This is a genomic window from Mesorhizobium sp. M2A.F.Ca.ET.042.01.1.1 (genome assembly GCF_003997405.1).
GTDB lineage: Bacteria > Pseudomonadota > Alphaproteobacteria > Rhizobiales > Rhizobiaceae > Mesorhizobium.
In genome coordinates this window covers 1-6,858 of sequence record NZ_RZRX01000295.1, presented here as the reverse complement: position 1 = coordinate 6,858, position 6,858 = coordinate 1, and the positions used below count along the sequence as shown (strand labels likewise).

The following is a 6,858-nucleotide window of genomic DNA, read 5'->3' as shown; positions in this document are numbered from 1 at the left end:
CAACATCGCCAATGCCAATACGCCGGGCTATACGGCCAATGATGTCGAGCCGTTCGAAAAGGTCCTCGACCGCACCGCGGTGACGCTGGCTGCCACGCAGACAGGCCATCTTGGCGCCGAAACCACCAATGCCGGCTTCAACGTCAAGCCGGAGGATCCTGACGGCGCGATCATGCCGTCGAAGAACACCGTCGTTCTCGAGCAGGAGCTGATGAAAGCCGGTGAGGTTCGCCGCTCCTTCGAGCTCAACACGGCGATCGTCAAGGCCTTCCATTCGATGATGACGATGGTGGTGAAGAGCTGACCATGGACGCCCTCACCGCAGCCCTCAAAGTCGCGGCATCCGGCCTCGGCGCTCAGTCGGAGCGCCTGCGCGTGGTTTCGGAAAACCTCGCCAACGCGCAGTCGACCGGCAGCACGCCCGGCGCCGACCCCTATCGCCGCAAGACGATCACCTTTCAGTCCGAGGTCGACCGCGCAACCGGCGGCTCACTGGTGGAAGTGAGCGGCATCAATCGCGATCCTTCGGATTTCCCGATCGAATTCCAGCCCGGCAACGAAGCCGCCGACGCCAAAGGGTACGTCAAGATGCCCAACGTCAACACATTGGTCGAAATGGCCGACATGAGCGAGGCGAACCGCTCCTATGAAGCCAACCTGCAGGTCATCAAGCAGGCTCGCGATCTGATTTCCATGACCATCGACCTGATGAGGAACCAGTAATGATCGGCGGTATCGGGGCAATACAATTCAAGACGGCGGTTGACGGCGCGGAGTCCGCGTCACCAAACCTCTTTCAAGGCAGTGTCGGAACGCAGGCCAGCGAAAGCGTCGGCAGCAGCTTCGCCGACGTCCTCAGCCAGGCCGCGACGAAGACAGTCAACACGCTGCAGGGTGCCGAGCAGATGTCGATACAGGCGCTCAAGGGCGACGCCGATACCCGTCAGGTTGTCGATGCGGTGTTGAGCGCCCAGCAGGCGCTGCAGACGACCATCGCCATCCGCGACAAGGTCGTCTCGGCTTACCTCGAGATCAGTCGCATGAGTATCTAGGAACCGCGTCATGAAAGCACTCGCCATCGCCGCCACCGGCATGAACGCCCAGCAGACTAACCTGGAAGTCATCGCCAACAACATCGCTAACATCAACACCACCGGCTACAAGCGGGCGCGGGCCGAATTCTCCGACCTGCTCTACCAGGTCGACCGCACGCAAGGCGTGCCCAACCGTTCCAACACCTCGCTGGTGCCGGAAGGCGTTTCGATCGGTCTTGGCGTCAAGACGACCGCCGTGCGCAACGTCCACACGCAGGGCGAACTGGCCAGCACCGGCAACAGCTTCGACCTGGCGTTGACCGGCAGGGGCTGGTTCCAGATCGAGGGCGCCGACGGCGGCACGCTCTACAGCCGCGCCGGCGCCTTCAACACCAACGCCACCGGCCAGCTTGTGACGGTGGACGGCGCCAACGTCATCCCGGCCATCACCGTACCGACCGATGCCATCGAGGTTATCGTCAACAAGACCGGCCAGGTCTTTGCCCGCCTGGACGGTCAGACCAACCTCCAGCTTCTCGGACAGCTCCAGATCGCCAACTTCGCCAACGAGGCGGGCCTCGCGCCGCTCGGCGACAACCTCTTCCAGGAAACGGCTGCCTCGGGCCCGGCCAATGTCGGCGTTCCGGGGGATCCCGGCTTCGCCACGATCCAGCAGGGTTATCTGGAATCATCGAACGTCGATCCGGTCAAGGAAATCACCGAGCTGATCTCGGCGCAGCGCGCCTATGAAATGAACTCCAAGGTCATCCAGGCCGCCGACGACATGGCCTCGGTTGTCTCCAAGAACATCAGGTAACGGATGATGGCCGGGCCGATCTCCTCCGCACTCCGCCGCGCCATGCTGGCCACCGTCTTGGTGGCCGCCGGCACGCCGGCTATCGCGCAGGACGCGACCGGCCAGTCGGCGAACCAGATCGCCGCCGGCCAGGCCATCGGCGAGGCCGTGCTGATCCCCAACCGGGTCATCTATCCCGGTGAGACAATCGAATCCGCCTCGCTCAAGCAGGTGACGCTGATACCCGGCAAGCACAAGCCGGACGGCATGGCGACGCGATCCGAGGAGCTTCAGGGCAAGGTCGCCAAGCGTACGCTACTGCCCGGCCGCTACATCCCGGTCACCGCTATCCGAGACGCCTGGCTGGTCGAACAGGGCGCTTCCGTGCAGGTCTATTTCACCGCCGGCGCGCTGACCATCTCGGCGGCCTGCGTCACGCTGCAGCCAGGCGCGGCCGGCGACCAGATCAAGATCCGCAACATCGACAGCGGCAAGATCATTTCCGGCACGGTGATGGCCGACGGCACCATCAAGGTCGGCGCTTCGTGATGCGCGCCTTTGTCCTTCTGCTCGCGGCGGCCATCGGCATTCAGCCGGCTTTGGCGGATGGGCTGACACCCAAGGCCAAACGCGAGCTGGCGCAGAAGAACGGCGGCGTCTACGACGATCCGGAATACGATCCGGCGACGACCCAGCGCATGTTCCGCGTTTCCACCGGACCAAGCACGCTGCCGCCCGGCCAGGTGGCCGCGCGCATCAAGGACATTGCTCAGTTGCAGAGCGCGCGCGACAACCAGCTCGTAGGCTACGGCCTGGTCATCGGCCTTGCCGGCACCGGGGACAGCCTGCGCAACTCGCCCTTCACCGAGCAGTCGATCCGCGCCATGCTGGAGAATCTCGGCATCGCCACCGAAGGCGGCAGCGCGCGCGCCAAGAACGTGGCCGCCGTCATCGTCACCGCCAACATGCCGCCCTTCGTCCAGTCGGGCGCCCGCATCGACATCGACGTCTCCTCGATGGGCGACGCCACCTCGCTCGCCGGCGGCACGCTGGTGATGACGCCGCTGAAGGCCGCGGATGGCGAAATCTACGCAGTGGGCCAGGGTTCCGTGATTGTCGGCGGCTTCACCGCCAAGGGTCAGGCCGAGGAACTCACGCAAGGCGTGCCGACCGCGGGCCGCGTGCCCAACGGCGCCATCGTCGAGCGCGCCGTGCCGGCCGAGTTCGACGACCAGGGCGTCTTGACACTGCAATTGCGCAATCCCGATTTCTCGACCGCCATCCGCATCGCCGATGCCGTCAACGACTACACCTCGCAGCGCTTCGGCATGCGGGTCGCCGCCGAGCGCGATGCCCGAACCGTGCAGATCAGGCGGCCGAAGAACGTCTCCGCCGCGCGCTTCTATGCCGAGATCGAGAACCTCGTCGTCGAGTCGGATTCCCCTGCCCGCGTCGTCATCGACGAGCGCACCGGAACCATCGTCATCGGCAACAATGTCAGGATCTCGCGCGTGGCGATCAGCCACGGCACGCTTACCGTACGCATCACCGAAGCGCCGCGGGTTGTCCAGCCTGAACCCTTCTCCAGAGGTCAGACCGCGGTGGAACCGTCCACGGCCATCGATGCGAGCCGGCCCAACGCGCGCGTCGCCGTGCTCGATGGCCCCGATCTCGAAACGCTTGTCTCCGGCCTCAATCGCCTCGGCGTGAAGCCGGACGGCATCATTGCCATCCTGCAAGGCATCAAATCTGCCGGCGCCCTGCAGGCCGACCTGGTTCTCCAATAGGCACGCCGATGATCGCGCTCCTCTCCTCGACACTGCATCGCCGCCCAAGACTTCACCCCGTGACCGGCCTCCTCGCCATTGGCGCGATCGTCGCGTTGGCGGGCGGCGCGGTCCGCGCGGATGAAGTGCGCCAGGTATTGCCCGGCGGTCAGGCGCCGGCTCAGGCGGCCCAACTCACGCGCGAGACGGCATCGGCCCAGCCGGTTGGACTTGCGGTCGGGAAAGCGCCTGACGAAAGCGAGGTCCAGCGCTTCTGCTCCAACATCGCGGATGCCGCGCGCGACCGCCGCTACGCCCTGCAGGCGGAGGAGCTGAAGCAGCTGCAGGCCGGCATCGACGAGCGCATGAAAGCGCTGGAGGCCAAGAAAGCCGAATATGAAGAGTGGCTGAAGCGCCGCGAAGTGTTCCTGGCGCGCGCCGAGGACGGCGTCGTCAGGATCTATGCCGGCATGAAGCCGGACGCCGCCGCCGAGCGGCTGGCGATGGTCAATGCCGAGCTCGCGGCGGCCATCCTGATGAAGCTCGATTCGCGCAAGGCCGGCGTCATCCTGAATGAAATGGACCAGAAGGCGGCGGCGACGCTCACCGGCATCATGGCCAGCGCGGCGCGAAGGGTTGATCCGTCATGAAGTTGAAGTTCTTTGTCCTCGTCGCGGTTGCGGGGTTGTCCGGCTGCGGCACCAATTTCAAGGAGATCGGCCGGGAGCCTGCTATGTCACCCGTCGGTTCCGGCATCGGTGCCTCCGGCCCTTACACCTATCCCGAGCCGCCTGCCTCGCGGCCGAAGAAATTTTCGCTGTGGGACGACCGCCAGAGCCGGCTCTTCACCGATCCGCGCGCCTTGCGCGCCGGCGACATCCTGACCGTCAACATCAAGCTCAACGACAGGGCCAATTTCAAGAACCAGAACGATCGCAGCCGCACCGCCGCGCGCAAGCTCGGCTATGACGTCACGCTCGGATGGGACGGCAAGAGCACCAGCGGCAAGGGCGACGCCGGTTTGAGCTCCAGCACGGAGACCAATGCCGATGGCGAGATCAAGCGTTCGGAAGACATCGAGCTCAACGTCGCCGCCGTCGTGACGGAGGTGCTGCCCAACGGCAATCTGCTGATCAGGGGCTCACAGGAGGTCCGCGTCAACTACGAGCTGCGGGTCCTCACCATCGCCGGCATGGTTCGTCCATCCGACATCGGCGCGGAGAACACCATCCCCTACGAGCGCATCGCGGAAGCGCGCATCTCCTATGGCGGCCGCGGCCGTGTGAGCGAGGTCCAGCAGCCGGCCTATGGCCAGCAGGTCCTCGACCAGGTTCTTCCTTTCTAGGGCCGGGAGAGCGCTGCCATGGCCAATGTCGAGCAGGTCCAGCCCAAGAAGGGACCTTCCCTTGTGATCCAGCTCGCCATCCTGCTGGTCATGACAGGCGCGGCCATCGGCATGGGCTGGGTTTCCGGCGGCTATCTCAAGCAAGGCGAAACGCCGGCGCCGGTGCCCGTGGCGCCGGAAAACGCCGGCGCCGCGGAAAAACCCGCCGAGGGCGGCAAGGCCGCCGTCGGGCCAACGCTGGCTCAGTTGGCGCCGATCACCACCAATCTCGCCTCGCCGTCGGACGTCTGGATCCGGCTGGAGGCATCGGTGCTCTATGACGCCCCGCAGCCGCCGGAAGTGACCGAGCAGATCCACCAGGATCTGCTCGCCTTCGTGCGCACGATCAAGCTCCATCAGATCGAAGGCGCCAGCGGCTACCAGCATCTCAAGGCCGATCTCGATGAGCGCGCGGCGCTGCGTAGCGGCGGCCACGTCAAACAGGTTCTCGTCAGGACGATGCTGCTCGAATGAGAAAGTTCCTCATAGCCACGGCGCTCATCGTCGTCACCACCTCCGTCGCCGCGGCCCAGCAGCTCGATCTCGGCGGCATCGGCAAGGCCGACGGCACGACTGTCGGCTACCTGATCCAGATGTTCGGCCTGCTGACCGTGCTTTCGGTGGCGCCGGGCCTGCTCATCATGGTGACGAGCTTCACCCGCTTCGTCATCGCCTTTTCGATCCTGCGCGCCGGCATCGGCCTGCAGTCGACGCCAGCAAACCTGATCCTGATCTCGCTGTCGCTGTTCATGACTTTTTATGTCATGGCGCCGACCTTCGACCAGGCCTGGAACAACGGCGTGAAGCCGCTGATGGACAACCAGATCACGCAAGGCGAGGCGTTCGAGAAGATTTCCGGTCCGTTCCGCGACTTCATGCTGCACAATGTGCGCGACAAGGACTTCGACCTTTTCGCCGACCTCGCCCGCGAGCGCGGCCAGACCGTCTCGCGCGAGACCGTCGATCTGCGTATCCTGGTCCCAGCCTTCATGATCTCGGAAATCCGGCGCGGCTTTGAGATCGGCTTTCTCATTGTGCTGCCGTTCCTCGTCATCGACCTCATCGTCGCCACCGTGACCATGGCCATGGGCATGATGATGCTGCCGCCGACGGTGGTGTCGCTGCCGTTCAAGATCCTGTTCTTCGTTTTGATCGACGGCTGGAACCTTCTCGTCGGCAGCCTGGTGCGATCATTCACCTGATGTCGAAATGCCGTCTCCGTTCCGCACAAATTTTGCGCAATATATTTTCGATTAACCGTCCGATTTAGGTCTTTGGTAGGGACTGACCCGCATATTGCTCGCAGATGGCGGGTGATCGGGTTTAGAGATCATTGGCATGATGCCGCACCGTCATACCGGACATGCCGGTATGTCAAAAAAATCCGTGTAAAAATAGGGTACGAGTACCATGGCCAGTATCATGACCAACGCCTCGGCGTTGACCGCTCTGCAGAGCTTGAACGCCACCCAGAAGAACCTCGACACCACCCAGGCCCGCATCTCGACGGGCTATCGCGTTTCTCAGGCTTCCGACAACGCCGCCTACTGGTCGATCGCCACCACGATGCGCTCCGACAACCAGGCCATGTCCACCGTTTCGGACGCTCTCGGCCTCGGCGCCTCGAAGGTCGACACCGCCTACACCGGCATGAGCAGTGCGATCGACACCATCAACAAGATCCAGCAGAAGCTGACTGCTTCCTTCGGTCAGACAGACGCTTCGAAAGAGAAGACCCAGACCGAAATCAAAGCGCTTCAGGACCAGTTGAAGGCCTACGCCGATGGCGCCACCTTCTCCGGCACCAACATGCTGTCCGTGAACAGCGGCACCGCCACCGCCGCTGCCGACGTCAAGATCGTCTCGGCCTTCAACCGC

The 6,858-nt window shown here is 64.1% G+C and carries 10 protein-coding genes and 1 pseudogene; all 11 read left to right on the top strand.

Annotated features, from left to right (window positions below):
- Positions 1-304 (top strand): flagellar basal body rod protein FlgB (gene flgB, locus EOA23_RS29755; RefSeq protein ID WP_127306759.1); only part of this gene is annotated, 304 nt, incomplete at its 5' end.
- A 2-nt stretch (positions 305-306) separates the two neighbouring features.
- Positions 307-723 carry a flagellar basal body rod protein FlgC gene (gene flgC, locus EOA23_RS29750; RefSeq protein ID WP_042640471.1) on the top strand — a complete coding sequence of 139 codons (417 nt, stop codon included), beginning with the start codon at positions 307-309 and terminating at the stop codon, positions 721-723.
- Entirely contained in the window at positions 723-1,052 is a 330-nt protein-coding gene (locus EOA23_RS29745) for a flagellar hook-basal body complex protein FliE (RefSeq protein WP_127306758.1), read from the top strand. The genes flgC and EOA23_RS29745 overlap by 1 nt, the downstream gene beginning before the upstream one ends.
- 10 nt (positions 1,053-1,062) lie before the next feature.
- Entirely contained in the window at positions 1,063-1,851 is a 789-nt protein-coding gene (flgG, locus tag EOA23_RS29740) for a flagellar basal-body rod protein FlgG (RefSeq protein ID WP_126059625.1), read from the top strand.
- A gap of 6 nt (positions 1,852-1,857) precedes the next feature.
- Positions 1,858-2,379, top strand: coding sequence for a flagellar basal body P-ring formation chaperone FlgA (gene flgA, locus EOA23_RS29735; protein ID WP_189341751.1), 522 nt, complete (start codon positions 1,858-1,860; stop codon positions 2,377-2,379).
- A gap of 149 nt (positions 2,380-2,528) precedes the next feature.
- A complete protein-coding gene (locus EOA23_RS29730; protein ID WP_245474386.1) occupies positions 2,529-3,617 on the top strand; it encodes a flagellar basal body P-ring protein FlgI in 1,089 nt (362 codons plus the stop codon).
- 59 nt (positions 3,618-3,676) lie between these two features.
- Positions 3,677-4,246: a MotE family protein gene (locus EOA23_RS29725; RefSeq protein ID WP_245474385.1), complete on the top strand. Its 570-nt coding sequence runs from the start codon at positions 3,677-3,679 to the stop codon at positions 4,244-4,246.
- Positions 4,243-4,941 carry a flagellar basal body L-ring protein FlgH gene (gene flgH / locus EOA23_RS29720; RefSeq protein ID WP_127306755.1) on the top strand — a complete coding sequence of 233 codons (699 nt, stop codon included), beginning with the start codon at positions 4,243-4,245 and terminating at the stop codon, positions 4,939-4,941. Before EOA23_RS29725 ends, flgH begins: the two co-directional genes overlap by 4 nt.
- 18 nt (positions 4,942-4,959) lie before the next feature.
- Complete coding sequence (locus tag EOA23_RS29715) at positions 4,960-5,454, top strand: flagellar basal body-associated FliL family protein (protein WP_127306754.1); 495 nt, start codon at positions 4,960-4,962, stop codon at positions 5,452-5,454.
- Entirely contained in the window at positions 5,451-6,182 is a 732-nt protein-coding gene (gene fliP, locus EOA23_RS29710; protein ID WP_127306753.1) for a flagellar type III secretion system pore protein FliP, read from the top strand. Before EOA23_RS29715 ends, fliP begins: the two co-directional genes overlap by 4 nt.
- 208 nt (positions 6,183-6,390) lie before the next feature.
- Positions 6,391-6,858: pseudogene (locus tag EOA23_RS29705) on the top strand (flagellin); the annotation flags it as partial.